This window comes from Dehalococcoidales bacterium (genome assembly GCA_035529395.1).
Classification (GTDB): domain Bacteria; phylum Chloroflexota; class Dehalococcoidia; order Dehalococcoidales; family Fen-1064; genus DUES01.
In genome coordinates, this window is the sequence record DATKWT010000020.1 from 1 (window position 1) to 16,955 (window position 16,955).

Consider the following 16,955-nt stretch of genomic DNA (forward strand, 5'->3'; position numbering starts at 1 on the left):
GAGGAGGTTGGCCGAGAGCTAACAGAATTAACGTAAGCCTGAAATGGCAGATCATAGATGAGATACGCATGGTCGAAGAGTTGTTCATCCGGTTCACATCATGCCCTGGGTCGAGGGGCAGGACATGTGTGCATTAAGGACAGAAGGAGGTGATGGTTTACGGGAACAGCGGATGCTATATCCGTGCTGCCCACCCCCCTTGGAAAATCTCAAGACTGCACACGCCAGCGCGACTGGTGATGCAGAACAGAATTGAAGAAAGGAGGTACCTGATGAAACGCAAGATACTATCAATACTGGTTGTGGCGGGGTTGATACTTGGCCTGGCGGTGATCCCTGCGCAGGCAGCCACAGAGGAACAGATCGAAGCATCAATCCAGAAAGGGCTCGACTGGCTGGTGCCGCAGCAAAACGATGATGGCTCCTGGGGTGACCGGGACCGGGTCGCCAGGACTGGTCTTGCCGTAGTCAAGCTGGAGGACCGCGCCTTTGAGCTTGGCTTTGACTCTCCCTTTGACCCTAACTACCAATACAGCCAGAACGTTATAGACGGGCTGGACTACATCTTCACCCAGGCAGGCACTTACGGGGCCGGAACCGGGATATGCTTCGACATAGGTTTCTATGAGACGTACAGCACCGGGATAGCCATGATGGCTATTGCGGCAAGCCGGACTCCCGACAGGGTAGTTACCACCGGGCTGTACGCCACACAGACCTACCAGTCGGTCGTGCAGGGAAACGTGGACTTCTTCGCCTGGTCTCAGAACCCTGACGGTGGCTGGATCTACTGGTCTGGTTTTGGGAATAGTGACAACTCCAACACCGGCTACGCTGTCCTTGGCCTGCGCTATGCCGAGGATTTCGGCTGTGTGATACCAGCGATAGTGAAGCCTGGGCTGAACAACTGGATCAACTACATCCAGACAAACCCGGGGGACCCCGGGCACGATGCCAGCACCGACGGTGGCTCCGGCTACACGGGCCCCGGCGATTGGGTCAACTGTCTGAAGACGGGCAACCTGCTCTTCGAGATGGCGTTCTTTGGCGACGACATGTCAACCGCCAGAGCACAACGTGCTATTGCATACCTTGTGCGGCACTGGAACGATACCGGCGCATGTGGCACAGGATGGAAGGACACGTTAAATTGCCAGGCTGCCTACTGCGTGATGAAGGGACTTGAGAGCATGGTCATCATAGAGCCAGAAGATTTCGGCGGCATCGATTGGTTCGACGAGATGTCTACAGAGATAGTAGACAACCAGCATGACGACGGCTACTGGCCCTGGGACTGCTGGGGAGATGAGATGCTGGCGACAGTGTGGGCACTGCTCACCCTGGAGAGGGTTGTCCCCAACCGACCGCCCGATTGCTCTGAGGCTTATGCCGATCCGGCCTGCCTGTGGCCACCCAACCACAAGTTCGTTGACGTTGCCATCATGGGTGTGACCGACCCGGACGGTGATCCTGTCACCATCACCATAACTAACATCACCAGTGATGAGGCGACAGCCACAGACAAGGGCTCAGGTGGTGCCAAGCACTCACCGGATGCTGACGGCATCGGCACAGACACAGCCTCTGTCAGGGCTGAGCGCTCAGGTACGGCCGATGGCAGGGTCTATGTCATCTCGTTCACGGCCAGCGATGGCAGAGGCGGCGAGTGTGAAGGCAGCGTTATGGTCAAGGTACCGCATGACCAATCGGACAATATCTGTCCTGCGGTGGACAGTGGTCAGATCTACGACGCAACACAGATGAACTAAGCTTCTATACCTTCGCATGGCGAAAAAGGGGTCGTCTCGTCAAGAGACGACCCCTAACCCAAGTAGGTGAAAGCGGACAGGCAGACACATGAAACAAGAAGAGGAGATGGAACACAATGAAGAAGGTACTGGTAGTAACACTCACACTTGCCCTGGCACTCGTGCTCAGTTCGTCAGCGGCTGTCGCGGACAAGGGCGATAATCCATCCTACCATAAAGAGGGCGGGGTGGGTAGCTCGAACGTTGGCTTCGTACACTACTACCAGTTGATCTGGGAGCAACTCCCGGACGGCACGTGGCAGTGGACGGAGGTTGTCTGGAATGGCGCGTGGGGGAAGCTGAAGTTCAACCTGGCCGGTCCCACGTTTGATTTCCTGTTCAACGGGCACGGCCTTCAGCCGAACACCGAGTACGCACTTGTGCGCGCGACGGGTGCTGCCCCCCCACTGACAATCCTTGCCAGCGGCACAACCAACGGTGGAGGCCAAATCCACCTCGCTGGCTCGCATGACTTCCAGGAGGACCTATCGAACCCACAGATATGGCTTGTCCTGGGTGAACACGTCAACGACGATGGCTGGTGGGCCGACTTCACTCCAAACGAGTACCTATTCGACCAGGAACCGTCTCTGGACTACGACGACACCAACGTCCCGTAGCCACTGAGACTTTGGAGGCAGGAGGTTATGGCTCCGCGGGCGACTCCAGGCGGCAACCTGAAGGTCAGCAGACCCTCGAAGGCCTGCTGACCCTTGCTTCACAGCATCCGTCGGTTGTGGAAGAGGACTACTCCCGAGGGCGCCAACGACCCGGTGACCATAACCTTCACGGCCAGCATCAAGTGCTGTGAGGGCGTCATATACAGCGACAGCGACAATGCTGTCTTGGTTCCATCCGACCGCCCGATTGCTCTGAGGCCTACGCTGAGCCAGGCTGCCTGTGGCCACCCAACCACAAGTTCGTTGACGTTGCCATCATGGGTGTAACCGACCCGGATGATGACCTGGTCACCATCATCGTAACCGCCATCACCCTGGCACCCACTTGCCTCCTGGTGCTTAGTGTTCCACGGACCAGCGTGGTAAGTATTTTCCGCCAGTAAAACCGTCCGAAAGAAGGATTTCCAAGAACAGAAGGTAATGGTACAGTCCAGTTGTCGGGGTAGGCCGTATCCCTCGGCCCGTGCAGTAAGTGATGCAGAGGAGCGGCCTGAGGGTTGGGAAAGGATGAGGCGAGGGCTTATACGAAATGGGCACTTTGCTCTGGCAGAATCAGTAGCGGCTGATTGTGCGGAGCCTGCATCAGGGGAGTCCGGGTATGCGGGGGAGTCTTTACGTATTCTCATCTTCCGGGGAGGCTGAGAGGTACTGTCAGCGGCGAATACACACTGACACTGGAAGTGCTGGGAGGGCGTCACCTTCCGGTCTTCGGCAAGCGGAGAACAGATGAGGGCCTTGGTAGTTGGAGCAGGCAAGGAAACCCTGGAAAGCGTCTCCCTTTCTCTTCAGATGCGCTGGCCGGATGTGGTCGTCGTCTCCTCTTGCGGCAGCGATGCGATGGACATGGTTGAGAGGGAAAGCCCTGACATTGTTGTCTGGGATATAGACATGCCCGAAATGAATGCCCTGGACGGACTCACAGACCTGCGCTCTTTTTCTGACGTTCCTGTTATTGCCCTCATCGGTGGTGATACTGTATTGGACAGGTATAGAGTTCTGGAACTGGGTGCAGACGACTTTGTCAGTAAACCGCTGAGTCTCGTGGAGTTCATGTTTCGGGTTCATGCGTTGTTCCGTCGGACTAGCCCGCACCTTGCCAAGATTAACTCCGTCTATTCCAGCGGTCGGTTTCTCATCAACTTCTCCACTAGGGAAGTGGCATTTGGCGAGGACAGATTGAAGCTGAGTCCTATAGAGTACAGGCTGCTGTACTGCCTGGTCAGGAATGAAAGAAGAATAGTCACCAAAGACACTTTGATCCAGAAGGTGTGGGGATCGGAGTACCTGGGAATAGGCAGGGAAGAAGAACTCAGGAAATACGTCTACCGACTCCGTTCAAAGCTGAAAAATTTGCCCGACGTCATCGTGAGCGAACCGGGGATAGGATACCGCTTCATGCCTTTGGATTAGACGCTGTCCGATCTGCCTGGGTTCAGGTGATGCTGGGGACAGGCAATCGGTATGATTTGCCTGTCCCTTCTTTTTATATCCTCGGAAATCTTGGACGAGATTCGTACGCTCTGTCAACGGATTTCCACGCTTTTGGCGACATCTGTGACGCTGATACACTACATGCCTATAGTAAACTATCGGACATTGCTGATGATTCTACGCTCGGGGTTGAAGTGAAGTGAGAGTCTTGTTGGTACATCCGGAACCGGGTCAGAGGGATGCCATAGTCCAGACTTTGAGCAACAAGGGATTTGATGTGGTCGCTGTTGGCGACACCGTGGACGGGATAAGAGAGTTTCATCAGCAGGATCCAAGTATCGTAATCGTTGCGTTCGAGCACTCCGTCGATGACTGCGAACAGTTCTGTGCTCGTTTACGCAGTGAATCTGATGCTCCCATTATCGTCATTGGCAAGAATCATGGGGAGGTTACGCTGCTTCAGATTCTGCGATCGGGTGCAGATATCTATCTCCGTTACCCAACTGCCAGGGAACTGGTTGCTCGGGTCCGCTCATTGCTGCGTCGCACGAAGCCGGAGCAAAACAAGCGGAAAGGAGACTGCCCGGTCTATTCACGGGACGTTCCGGGATGGAAGAACTGAGAACAAGCCAACTGACGACTGATTGTTGGCTCTCGGGCTTACCGAGGTCCCCCGGCGGGAGCGATGGTCTCCACCGAGGGGTGGCTCGGGATGCTGGTCGATCGAGGGTGCACAACAGCCCGTGCAAGGAATCGAGTTCCTTCCGGGCTGGGAAGAAGAACCCCCCAAATACGATGTGGGGGGTGACCTTCAGCTCATCCTGATTCAGCCAGGCGGCAGGTAGGACACCACTGAGCCGATTCTGCCTCCCCCTGTGGGTCATTGTGGCAGTGTTTCACACTCAGCTACGGAGGGGAAGACAGGGACAGCCTGACGAGAGGGGTGGTCGTTCTGGTGCAGCAGGGCGTTGAATCAGGAATACAGAGCAAGCTGAAAGGAGAGAAAGATGAAGAAAGTAGCAAGTATCCTCGTTGCCCTCGCGCTAGTCCTGGGACTGCTTGGTGCGCCAGTGCTGGCCGTCGAGGAAGAGACGGTTGACACCAAGGCTTCGGTTGGCGGCAGCGGCAGTCCGCCGTTCATCTGCGCGAAGTTCGAGACCCCGGACCATGACGTTGCCCTCGGCACGCAAATAATGCCGATTCCCGAAGCCATGAGACTGGTGAAGTTCTACGTGATAGTGGGGGACCCCAACGGCGTTGATGACGTAGCCTCCGTCGATGTTACCGTTCGCTATGATGACGGCACCGAAAAGTTCCAGCTGCGGGCCGTGAGGGGGACCTGGACAATGATTCCCTGGACCGGCATGATTGACATGGATGGTGACTGCACTGGAGAGACGCCCATCCCTGCCGCACTGGCCGCACTCGAAGCGCAGGGCCGGATTGCATACGGACCGGGCCAGGACCTCAGCTCAGTCCTCTATGACCTGGAGAACGGGAAGCAGTTGCTGATTGAGCTGGTGGGCGAGATGGACTATCATCAGCCGTCCATGGACTACACCGTAGAGGCCGTAGGTACTGACGCGGGCAGTGACACTGGCGACCCGCTGGTCAACACCTTCTTCTATATGAGCATCGTGGCCCTGAAGATCGACTTCACGATGATAGACTGGCAGACCGTCAACATCTCCCAGTGGAACTACGTGCTGGGTGACGAGAATATGACGACACCCGCCCGGCCCACTGTCCAGAACGTAGGTAATGACCCGGCGAAAATCCAGTTGCATGCCAGCGCGCTTACCGGCGTGGCCTTTGGCAAGACGATAGAGGAATTCGACGCCGAGATGGACTGCAAGGACCCTGTCACCGGGGCCATCCTTCAGGAAGGACGCATCGAGTTTCTGGCCTGTGTTCCGACGGTTATCGCCGACGCCACTGGCGCCCCCGTACTGCTTCCTCCGTGCACACCCACCCAGATTGACTTCTCGGTGCACCCGCCATACGGGACGGTAGAGGACCTGTATCAGGGTACAATGACCATCACCATCCTCCATTACTAGGTGAAGTGATGGTACGGCGAAGCCCGCTGTGAGGACCAGGTGCTCGTAGAGGTACCTGGGAACATCGGGAAAGCGGAGGTATGGGCGGGGACCTGTCCCTGCCCATACCTCGTGCAACGCCATCCAACCGGGCGCACGAGAATGTGAGAGAGGCAGTCGAGCGGGACCTGGTGGGTGCGCCTGTTGTTGACTGAGAGGTGAACATGCCGAATATGGTCACAAGGAGCATAGAAGTGACGCTGGCCGTGCTGTTTGCATTCTACGTGCTTACCTTGCCGGCAGCCGCAGCAGCAGGGATAGGTGCAGGACCGAGCACGCTGGAGATAACCGATGCACTGAGAGGAGGGGAATACGAACGGCTAATCATGGTGTTCAATCTGGGAGATGACGAAGCCGCCTTTGCCTTTGGTACCATGGGTGAAGCGGCCGGTTGGATATCCTTTTTCGAACGAGATTCTCCGGATATCCCGATAGACAGAGTACGAGTGCCGGGGCATGGCGAAGCGAGTGTCCTGGTCAGAGTCAATGTCCCGAAAGATGCGGCCAATGGCAGGTACGAGGCTGTTGTGGTGGTGAGTACTGCCAGCGACGGGCAGGTGGAAGGCTCGATACAGACAGTGACACTGTCAGCACAGGTGGCTGTGAGCATCACAGTTACCGGGACACAGATTCTGGAGGGCATTGTAACCAGTATCAGGACCAGAGATGTCGAAGAAGGCTATCCACTCAAGATAGAAGCATATTTCCAGAACACCGGCAACGTGGACGCTACGCCGCAGTTCGATGTTGAGGTAGCCAGAGACGGCGCAACCGTTGCCACCTTTGCTGTCGCCGAGGCCAGGGTGAGGCCGGAAGAGAGCGAAATGCTCCGTGTGGAATGCGACACTACCGACCAGATGTGCGGCGAATATCTATGTAATGTTGTCGTATCTCTGAATAGCAGGGTCATTGCCGGAGAAGAACTCGATTTCGCCATTCTGCCGCGGGGGACGCTAACCAGGTCCGGTGTTTGCAGTGAAATCACGCTCGAGGGCACTCCGCAACTCGGGATAGTAAGCAAGATATGTGCAACCTTCCTCAATGATGGGCAGATAGACACCAAAGCCAAGCTGGCTGGTGAAGTATACCACAATGGTGCCCTCATTGATGTAATCAGTGGAGACGAGATTCTGATACCAGTGGGGTATAGCGCAGAATTGGTCGCCTATCTGAGACTGGAGACCCCCGGGAAGTACACCCTGAAGGCGCACGTCCTCTACGAAGGAAAAATCACAGACGTGCAAGACTTGTCATTCGAGGTTATGTCAGAGGCAGCCCCCAGTAGTGCAACCGAGGTCGGAGGAGGACTGGCGTGGCAGTGGGTACTCTTTGGCACTCTGGTAGCATTGATGTTGGCGGGGTTGGTATCCACATACTGGCAAAGGAGGCAGAAAGCCGAATCAGTGCATGTCAAAGACTGACCCAACTGCGGCCGTGAGGAACGTGACCCCGTGGCTCTTGTCGTCGCCTGACGGGGGCTGAATTGTGCTCACGCACTGGGCAGAGCGTATCCAGTTGTTTTTGCGCCCCCGTTCATCACCTTGGAATCTCCTCCTTAATGTCTCTGGTGGAGTCGTCTACAAGGGTCTTGGGACTGGGGCCGGCAAACTCCACTCTCAGGGTGTTGGTGCCCTGAGTCATTACGCCGGAGGGGACTTCGACGGTTGATGGTGCTGCTGGAGAATCGAAGGACACGGTGGTGAGATGGGTAATGGAATCCTGGAGCAGCCTCCAGGTCAACGTTGGAAGGCAGACCTGTCTCGCCTGCAGTTGACTCTGGTGGTCTTATGTACTGCGGAGTCAAACCCGTGTGGCGTGCCATGGCTGTTGGGTACGGAGAAAGGCAAGAGACAGTATTCGGTCAGGTCGGTCAAGCCCTACGCCTGTATTTCTACCACTACAGTGGCACCGCTACCCAATTCTGATCTCACCTTGAAGGTACCGCCGAGCAGGTTGGCTCGCTCCTGCATATTGATTAATCCCAGCTTACCCAGGTCAGGGAGGTCCATCAGTATTTCGGGTACTTGAAAGCCTTTCCCGTTATCGCTCACCGTTATTCTCACTACGTCCTTTTTAAATCGAATCGCCAGTACTGCCTTCGTTGCCTGAGAGTGTCTCCTAATGTTGGCCAATGCCTCTTGAGCGATACGGAAGAGGACTAGATCAGCCTCGTACGATAGGCGGCGTTCAGTGCCCGTTATTCGAATATGAGCGTTGATTCCTGTCTCGTCCTTCAGTTCCGCGGTAAGCAATTCCAGAGCTGGTACGAAACCGAATTGTTCCAGGGCATAAGACCGCAACTCCATACAGATACGGGCAATCCCTTCCAGAATGCTGTCAGTCTTGGTTTTCAACGAGTGGAGCCGTTCGATTGTTGCTGGTGACAGTTTCTCTTCACCTCTGGTTGTAGCATCAATTTGCAGGGACAGAGCAGCGAGTTCTTGAGCGGTGTCGTCATGGAGATCACGGGCAATGCGTCTCCGCTCTTTCTCCTGGGCCGTGGCTGTCTGCAATATGATGGACCGCGCAGCATTCCGGAGTCGAATCTGGTGCGTGAGGTCTATGGCAATCCCTCTGACGCCCACACAGCGCTCTCCCCGAAAGACGGCTGAGGGAAAGACAATGATGGGGAGAGTAGAGCCGTTCTTCTTTCGTGCTTTGTATTCGGCGGATGTCGTCTTGCGCCCGGCCAGCAACCCCCGAAAGTCTCTCCTGGCTCTACTGAGGTCGCTATGTTCTATCACATGAGATAGGTCCAACTCACTGGGAAGGTTGTCTCTGGTATAGCCAAATAGTACCAGAGCATTATTGTTGGCGAATGTAAACCGTCCCCTGGTGTCCATTTCAAACATCGTGTGAGGTAGTGACTCGACCAGATCCCTGTACCTTCCTTCATGTGCTACGCTTTCGTACTTGGCAGACGATACCATGACACACCTCAAGACCCCTCTGAACCTCGTCCTGCCTCTACCTAAAAATAATCCTGCTTTGGGTTCCGACCTGGAAGACTGAAGTCCTCATCACACATGGTGAGCAGTAGTCTCTGTAAAGATACCTTAGCCACTCTGGCTTTCCTCCACTGGTAAGAACACTCCTTCTTCATCTACCACTCCATCCCCTCTCCCACCTATACCAATCCACAATTGATCAGCTCAAGCCAGATCTTCAAGAGAAAGCCAACCCTTCCGCAAGGCGTAGAGCACGGCCTGGGTGCGTGAACTGACCGAGAGTTTCTTGAATATACTGACCAGATGCGTCTGGACAGTACGCTCGCTGAGCGCAAGCTGCTCAGCGATACCCTTGTTGCTCATCCCTTTCGCAGTCAATGTCAGTACCTCCATTTCACGACTACCCAAATCGTCTGACCGATTGCCCTTACTGGTGGAGCCGGTCCTGATATTGGCCATGACAACATCCACAGCAGCCGAATCAAGCACGGTGTCGCCACTGTGCACGAGTCGGATAGCGTTCGCAATATCATCTAGAGACGAGTTCTTCAGCAGGTATCCAGACGCGCCTGCCTGCACTACAGGCAGTATATATGCCGTTTGGTCGAAGGCACTAAGTACTAGAACGGCAGTATTGGGACAGGATGCCTTGATATGCGCCGTAGCCTTGATGCCGTTCAGTTCGGGCATGATGATGTCAATCAATGCCACGTCAGGCTGGAATTGCTTGGCCATTTCAATGGCTTCTGCCCCGTCGCACGCGACACCAATGCACTCGAAATCCGTCTCAACACTGAGAAGCTGACGCAAACCTTCTCGATATGTCGGATGGTCGTCAGCAATAAGGATAGTTATGATTCCGGATGCCATATTTTGTTTCTCTCCAATGGTAGTCCTCTTGGCTCGTTCTCACTAGGGCATATATACTAACGCTGTACTTGGCAGTTGTCAAGTTTTAACTATACGTACGGGTGTATCACAGGCAATATTGCCTACAACACAGACAGAAAGCACTTAGCCTTTTAGCGTAAGGGACGGACCTATGGGGCAGCTATAGCCACAGGTTTCTTGTAGCAGGATTAAGTGCTACAGCGGATTGACTCACGGCCCTGACACCCCGATAATCAGGGCACTGCTTTCAACGCGTGATGTAGCCATGGTACTCCAGCATGCGGAATACGTTGAGGGAAAGCAGACCGACGAACCCAGGTGGCGTGATGAGCACAGAGTCAAACCGCGACGATGCAAAGAACAGGGCAGTTCTCAAGATATTTATCATTGACTGTATCCAGATTGTCCGAATCGGCCTGGTATCGATTCTGAAGGAGCATCCGGAGTTCCAGGTGGTTGGTGATGCCGCCGATATCACGGAAGCGATAGCCAAGATGGAGGAGGTCGCGCCAGACATCGTGCTCTTTGAGCCTTTCCTGCCTGGGGCCGGAGGTATCGAGGCTATTGCACGCCTCCTGGAGCGCTTCCCTGATGTCAAGGTGATAGTGTTGACACACTCCGATAAGAGGGTTGACTTCGTCAGGGCAATGAGGACCGGAGCCAGAGCCTACCTTCTCAAGAGCCTGGAGGGTAGTGAGCTGACTGACTCTATTCGTCTGGTTGCTGGGGGTAGGGCAGTGGTCTACGCGTCAAGAGCAGCGAAGCTGTTTGATGGGCCAGCCAATCCGGGTAACGAAAACGAGCATACGGACAAGCTCGACTGTTTGACCGACCGAGAGAAGGAAATCCTGTGGTTGGTCTCGCAGGGCGCCAGCAACAAGGAGATCGCTGTTCAGTGCTATGTGAGCCACACGACGATCAAAGCACACCTGAGACGGATCTCTGAAAAACTGGACGTCAGGAACCGAACGCAAGCGGTGGCGATGGCTCTGTCGAGAGGGTACCTGAATTCCCCGTAAACCGGGGCCTTCGATCTGCCTCGAAACCACAACAAGAGCAAGCCGTGGTTCCCTTGCTGCCTGACAGGGACTGGAGCACCACCTCACGGCTAAGTCGAATCGAGTCTCAGCCGGAAAGTACAAGCAACGAAATGGGCAGAACCCGTGCCTGTGCGGCGCTCGTGTCACTGTTCTTGGTCCTTCTTCCTGGCTTCGTTCGTGCGCACAAAGTACGTAGTCTGCACGTTTCGCAGCCTTCCAGAGGAACCCTCTCCGTAACCGACTACACCTGCCCACACGCCGAACCTACGTACTCCCCGGCAGTAGATTTCAGCAACCGGAGATATTCAGATGGACTAGCTCCTCGGTACCCGTATAGTACGCCGGTGTCCACTAGGACAGGGCTCGGAATCCCGCCAAAAGCACCCCTTTGGAGAGTATCCAAGGCGTCTGCTGGAAGGTACAGTTGTATGACCAAAGAGGTGGGGCGGTGGAGGCAGCAACTGGAAGACACGGGCCCGGTCGATTCTCCCGAGGCAATAGGCTCTGGAGAGGGCTTGACAAACAATTATTAAGAAAGGAGAGAACGAGGAGATCATGAAGAATATAGTGTTAAGCATAATGGTGGTCAGTACACTTCTCGCGGCGGGAATCGGTGGGACTTTTGCCGGCTTTGTAGATACCGAGGAGAGCATGGGCAACAGCTTCCAGGCGGGTATCCTTGACCTGCTGGTCAACGGCAAGAACGACCCCGATGTCATGGGGACATTTACCGTCGAATGCGGTGTTCCCTGCTCTTCGATTGACAAGTGGATCGACCTGTACAACTGGGGCCAGTGCCAGGGAGCCTGGGTCTACATGCACTTCAAGGACGTCGTGTCCGAGGAGTACGGGACGAAGAAACACAATACTCTAGGGTACGTCTACGATGGCGCCAGTACTGGCATTACCGGCATTCCGGACGGCTATCGCGTTGCGGTAGGTACTGAGCCGAAGGGTCCGGGCGTATGGTCCTCAGAGCCGGAGAAGATCGCCGAAGTGGGTGACGGCTGGGTCGGCCAGACCTGGGTACCCGACAACCATCCGTGCCTCTTGGGTGAGGACTACGCCAGCGGCATTTCCGACCATCTGGGTATCACCGTCAGAGTGCCCCTGGTGGGAGCCACCGGGAATGAACTCGGCAATCCTGACACAGACGGCAACGGCGATGTAGATGCTACTGAAGAAGGTGCCTGGCAGACCGCTGGCAACCGGTGGGCAATCATAGCAGACTTCAGCGGTAAGCTCTCAGAAATAGAGTGCAATAAGAACCTGCTCGGCATCCTGTATTCGCAGACGAAGACCTTTGTCCACATACACGTCCATCTGCAGCAGATAGAGTGCCCGGACTGGCCTGAACCGCAGACCAAATACTGGCCCACCAATGCCCTCCAGGGCGACAGGGCTACCTGGAACATGCTGTTCGAACTCAATACCGATGTGCCTGGTTCATAGGTCCTGAAGGATCGACAGCTTGGGGGGGTGTCCATGTTGTGAGAGGCACCCCCCCCCCAGAATCCAGAAGAAGAATTATTACCGTCGCCTCCGGAGGAGGGGGAGAAAATAAGGTTGAAGCGACAACCCGCTTCTCCTCTGGACATGAGCGACACATAGAAAGGCGGATAATTTAGAGTTGTATGGTTCCATGAAACAGTTTATGACCGCAGCACTAACTACCGTTCTGGTGGTCACGGTCGGGGGTTCGGTGGCAGGAGGGACAATGGCCGGGTTCTTTGATACGGAACTCAGCAAGGACAATGAGTTTGGTGCAGGGACCCGCAATCTGGAGATTAGTGGCGGACCAATTACTATTGAGTGCGGTACCCCCTCGAGGTGGTACTCAGAGAAGTTCACACTCTCGAATGTAGGCACCCTGGACGCTTTGGTTACCGTCCATATCCCTGACCTGGACTATGACAGTGTGAAGGGTGTGAGGTGTACTGAAGCCGGAACTGTATCCTCAGGGGACCCACCGCAGGAATATGTTTACGATGGTGCCAGCGGTTCCTATATTGTGGGTAGTCCGGTAGGGGCCGGTGTGGCCAGTTCGGAGTCCGAGTTTGTCGCCGAGGAAGGCGGTTATATCGGAGAGACGCTCATCGTCGGGCTGGGAATAGACGCAGGCAGTGATTCGGGCCCTCCGGACTGGTTGATATCCAAATTCCTGGATATCAGGATGTATTTCGATGGAAACGGCGATGGGGATTTTTCGGACCCCGGTGAAATGGTAGTACAGGGAACGTTCTCTGACATTGCCTGCAACACATATCCGTTGGGAGTGATTCCTTCACCCGCAAACATTGTGAGTATTCCCGGCGGTGGATGGGGCACATGCTTCATGTACACAATTGGTGCTCCGGCGCTGAGCGTGCCGCTGATGATGGGGCAGAACACTCGTGTGGGTACGGTGACGGTATGGAGTGATTCTACATATCTGTACATCGAGTATGATACCACTACCAGCGGCTGGCAGATGGCAGCGACTCATATCTATGTTGATGCCACTCCACCAGGTGAGGTATCACCTGGCCAATGCACGGACAAACACGACTCGGTGCCCGCGCCTGGTACCGTGGACCTCTATCAGTGTCCGATCAACTGGAGCGGTGACGTCTATTTCTTTGCCCACGCTGAAGGTACTGACGGAGAGACGGCCTGGGCCAATGGAGTCTGCCGTGAGTTGAAAGTGGAATTGCATCTGCGGCAGGTCGAGGACCTGGCCTGGTTCGCGGGCACAATAGATTATGACGGTGATGGCGACATTGACGCTGATGACGCCCAGCTAAGGTGGTGGCCGACCAACGTTTTTCAAGGCGACAGGTGCACGTTTGACCTGATCTTTGGTGCGATACAACCATAGGAGTTCTTTCGGACAGGGATACCGATGAAGCAGTTGTTTTTGGCACTGACAGTAATACTGGTTGCTGGTTCGCTTGCGGCAGCAGGCACCTACGCGGGTTTCATTGATAGTGAGACCAGTTCCGACAATGCGTTCCAGACGGACTCAGTTGAGCTGATACTGGAAAACCCATTGGGGATAGGCGACTCAGAAGGACACAGTGTGGTCAGGACCTGGCACTATGAGAACAAGTTTCCTCCCGGGCTCATGGAGCCGGGGGACGTGATATCTTCTCACGTGTATCTGGAAGCATTCAGCACACACATTGATGACCATGTCGATATCCGCTGCATCAACGTTAACTCGGAGCCTGACTGGGATACTGACGCTGAGAACGCGGCAGAGGACGCCATACTTGGCTATGACGTGCCCCCTGACCCTGGTTTTGGGATTTTCGATAAAGATACCGTGATGATAATCACCGGTATGTCCTACCATACCATGCCCATTATCTGGGGTGAGTACAATTCCTTCGATACTGCTATCTTCACTGATACCAGTGACGACGGCAGGATTTCACTGGACGAGTTTGAAGCTCAGGGTTTGCATGGGCTGACTCCAGTTCCAAATTCCGGCGTAATCACCTTTATGATGACTGTCAAGTTTGCCGATGGTATCTGGAATGAATACCAGGGTGATCGTACAAATATGACTCTTATATTCACACTGGTGCGGTAATGCCCGCGTATTGCGTTGTACGTAGGTAGAGTTGGAGGTAGAGAAGGTGTTACGATTGGCCAAGGTCCTCGCCAATCTGATACTGGCAGTGCTGGTCTTGACGGCAGTATTGCTGGTCCTGATGCCTGCCATATATTCCTCGAGCATCGCCGCCATCCTCAGCGGCAGCATGCTGCCGGAGATGCCTGTAGGCGCACTCGCGGTGATACAACCCGTCGACACGTCAGAGATTGCCGTCGGTGACATCATAGCCTTCAATCCACCATGGGAAGAGCCGGAGGTAATGGTCAGCCACCGCGTAATTGAGGTGGTCGACGGGGAGGTCCCCAGCTTCCGCACCAAAGGTGATGCCAATGAAGGCCCGGACCTCGACCTCATACCCGCAACACATGTTCTTGGCAGGATACAATACTGTATCCCCAATCTTGGCTATTTTCTATCATATGTATCACGCCACAGCCGGAGCGAGCTTGGCTTCGTCTTTCTTGTTGCTCTTCCTTCTGTGATGCTCATCGGCAGTGCGGCCAGAGATCTGCGCTCTATGACCAGTCCAGGAAGACGGCGGGCAGCAAGGCGAACCATGCTAATGGAAAGACGAAAAAAGAGGAGGCTACGTTGATGGCTGACCGTTTCATGACAACATGACTAGCTTCTGCGTAACGCCAGTCTGAACAGGAGAATTCACAGTGAGTAGGGTCTTTATGAATATCAATAACATTAGTGCAAGAAGGATAATCCTGGTCGTTATCGCGGTCTTGTTCCTGGTTTCCGGGTTTGGCATACAGAGGGCGTTTTCGCTTCCCTCAGAAGTAGAGGAGGGGACTGTTGTACTCAACTACAAGCACGTAGGTGAGTTCGACTACGTTACCCACCTGAAGGGGTCCTACCTGTATGGTGACATTCCCCTTGAAGCCAGTCCCTACAGCACTCAGATTCCCGATTTTCCAGAGGCCCCACAGTCAAATCCGAAGTATCCCCTGGACCATGTTGAAGCAATTGACATGGACTTCACGTACAGCTTCACACCTGACCAGATTGTAGAAGCACAGACCTCCACGGAAATAGAGATACGGGCCTCTGTTAACAGAGGGGCAGCAGGACGAGAAGAACTCCTTCTTTTGCCAGCGACTGCATTGACCGGAGACCCAACCGTTAGATTCACGATTGTCGGAGAGCAACTTGCGTCTGCCACCTCAACAACCATAACCGTAGACGCCTACACTACCGTGGAGTCAATGCTCGGTGAGCCGATGTTCGAGAGTTTCACACAGATCCTGACAATATCATCCGTGGGTCCTCTTATCGAGGTGAGCAGTCCTCTGCATAGTAGCCAACGAGCCTCGTTTGGAGAATACAGCTATGAGCAGGCAGGAGTATTCGACTATTCAGTACAACTTAAACCGAATAGCCCCTTCGGTGTGATATCGCTCACTCCACCTTCAGCCCCTTCACCTGCACCCCCGTTGCCTTTGTCATCTATGACCCTGGGACCGGGGCAACCCCTCTTCTACAGCCTGATGGAGTCCATGGATTTCACATTTTCCTACCAGTTTGGGTCCGATGAACCTCTGAAACAGGTAAGCGAGGACATCTCGATAAGCGCTGTGCTTGAGAACCCGGGTGTGTGGCGTAAAGAGTTCCCTCTTGTTCCATTCACCAGTAAAACTGGGGAATTCGTCGTGTCCTTTTCTTTGAATCGTGACGATTTCAATTACTTCAACGATGTATACAGGGTTATTGAGAGAGAAACCGGCGTTTCCGGTGGCCATACTCTGGTCATGAAGGCTGATGTTTTTGCTACGGCACAGACCGACCATGGGCCAATATCTGAGCGGTTTAACCAGACCCTCAGCACTACGCTGGGAGGAGACATCATTGAATGGAAGGAAGACCTCCTGGTGCAGTCCCAGACCGGTGACATCCGGATCAACCAGATGGCTCCCAATCTCGAGAGAATAATGGGGCTTCCAGTTGGTTGGGTGCGGGGCTTGTCCATCTTGTTGACAGTCATCATTCTCATTGCACTCCTCTACTCAATTGCGCTGAACGTGTGGTTGAAGCCGGAAGAAGTCTCCCTGGTCGAAAAAGAGATACGCCAGGCCAAGAGAAGACACAAGGACGCTATCGTGGATGTCAAGGAGATACCTGCCGCCGTGGCCAGAGACAGAGTCATCCGTCTGGGCTCATTAGAGGAGATCATCAAGACCTCTGATGACATGCTGAGACCTGTGCTCCACATGGCTGAAGTGGGAAGACATACTTACTGTATCGTTGACGGCTCAATGAGGTACGAATACGTTAGCGAAATCTGAGAACATTGCTGAGTGCGGATTCCGGTGAAATCGGCCACGTGTCCGCTCCAAACCGGCCGCTTGTCCGGGCCAAAACGGCCACCCCAGAAATGGCTTGGGGAGTGGCACTGGGTGCAGACAGTCTAACTCAGTTTACCGGTCATTTGCAACAGCCTCCTTTCCCTCGTTTCTC

The 16,955-nt window shown here is 54.6% G+C and carries 15 protein-coding genes; 13 read left to right on the top strand and 2 right to left on the bottom strand.

Annotated elements, in window-relative coordinates; genetic code table 11:
- Positions 1-272 precede the first annotated feature (272 nt).
- The 7 genes from VMW13_01285 to VMW13_01315 all read left to right on the top strand — a co-directional run bounded on the left by VMW13_01285 (position 273) and on the right by VMW13_01315 (position 7,439).
- The gene (locus VMW13_01285) at positions 273-1,769 is read left to right on the top strand and encodes a hypothetical protein (protein ID HUV43440.1); all 1,497 of its coding nucleotides are present in this window, start codon (positions 273-275) and stop codon (positions 1,767-1,769) included.
- A gap of 116 nt (positions 1,770-1,885) precedes the next feature.
- Positions 1,886-2,428, top strand: a complete 543-nt coding sequence (locus tag VMW13_01290; GenBank protein ID HUV43441.1) for a hypothetical protein — start codon at positions 1,886-1,888, stop codon at positions 2,426-2,428.
- A 317-nt stretch (positions 2,429-2,745) separates the two neighbouring features.
- Complete coding sequence (locus tag VMW13_01295) at positions 2,746-2,871, top strand: hypothetical protein (protein HUV43442.1); 126 nt, start codon at positions 2,746-2,748, stop codon at positions 2,869-2,871.
- A 343-nt stretch (positions 2,872-3,214) separates the two neighbouring features.
- Complete coding sequence (locus VMW13_01300; protein ID HUV43443.1) at positions 3,215-3,898, top strand: response regulator transcription factor; 684 nt, start codon at positions 3,215-3,217, stop codon at positions 3,896-3,898.
- Positions 3,899-4,130: 232 nt separating this feature from the next.
- Positions 4,131-4,541, top strand: coding sequence for a response regulator (locus tag VMW13_01305; protein ID HUV43444.1), 411 nt, complete (start codon positions 4,131-4,133; stop codon positions 4,539-4,541).
- Between the two features lie 385 nt (positions 4,542-4,926).
- Positions 4,927-5,979 (top strand): hypothetical protein, encoded by a 1,053-nt coding sequence (locus VMW13_01310; GenBank protein ID HUV43445.1) that lies wholly within the window; start codon positions 4,927-4,929, stop codon positions 5,977-5,979.
- Between the two features lie 203 nt (positions 5,980-6,182).
- Positions 6,183-7,439 carry a hypothetical protein gene (locus VMW13_01315; protein HUV43446.1) on the top strand — a complete coding sequence of 419 codons (1,257 nt, stop codon included), beginning with the start codon at positions 6,183-6,185 and terminating at the stop codon, positions 7,437-7,439.
- 456 nt (positions 7,440-7,895) lie between these two features.
- Here the strand turns inward: VMW13_01315 and VMW13_01320 are convergent, their stop codons facing one another.
- Both VMW13_01320 and VMW13_01325 read right to left on the bottom strand, forming a co-directional pair.
- A complete protein-coding gene (locus VMW13_01320) occupies positions 7,896-8,948 on the bottom strand; it encodes a PAS domain-containing sensor histidine kinase (protein HUV43447.1) in 1,053 nt (350 codons plus the stop codon).
- 222 nt (positions 8,949-9,170) lie between these two features.
- Positions 9,171-9,836 (bottom strand): response regulator transcription factor, encoded by a 666-nt coding sequence (locus VMW13_01325; GenBank protein ID HUV43448.1) that lies wholly within the window; start codon positions 9,834-9,836, stop codon positions 9,171-9,173.
- A gap of 347 nt (positions 9,837-10,183) precedes the next feature.
- On the opposite strand from VMW13_01325, the gene VMW13_01330 reads away from it, so the two are divergent.
- From VMW13_01330 to VMW13_01355, 6 genes are all read left to right on the top strand, one after another.
- Entirely contained in the window at positions 10,184-10,876 is a 693-nt protein-coding gene (locus VMW13_01330; GenBank protein ID HUV43449.1) for a response regulator transcription factor, read from the top strand.
- A 576-nt stretch (positions 10,877-11,452) separates the two neighbouring features.
- Positions 11,453-12,349, top strand: a complete 897-nt coding sequence (locus VMW13_01335; GenBank protein HUV43450.1) for a hypothetical protein — start codon at positions 11,453-11,455, stop codon at positions 12,347-12,349.
- 202 nt (positions 12,350-12,551) lie between these two features.
- A complete protein-coding gene (locus VMW13_01340; GenBank protein HUV43451.1) occupies positions 12,552-13,754 on the top strand; it encodes a hypothetical protein in 1,203 nt (400 codons plus the stop codon).
- Positions 13,755-13,778: 24 nt separating this feature from the next.
- Positions 13,779-14,471 (top strand): hypothetical protein, encoded by a 693-nt coding sequence (locus VMW13_01345; GenBank protein HUV43452.1) that lies wholly within the window; start codon positions 13,779-13,781, stop codon positions 14,469-14,471.
- A 46-nt stretch (positions 14,472-14,517) separates the two neighbouring features.
- Positions 14,518-15,090 (top strand): signal peptidase I, encoded by a 573-nt coding sequence (locus tag VMW13_01350; GenBank protein ID HUV43453.1) that lies wholly within the window; start codon positions 14,518-14,520, stop codon positions 15,088-15,090.
- 67 nt (positions 15,091-15,157) lie between these two features.
- Positions 15,158-16,783 (top strand): DUF5305 family protein, encoded by a 1,626-nt coding sequence (locus tag VMW13_01355; GenBank protein HUV43454.1) that lies wholly within the window; start codon positions 15,158-15,160, stop codon positions 16,781-16,783.
- The last annotated feature ends 172 nt before the right edge of the window (positions 16,784-16,955 follow it).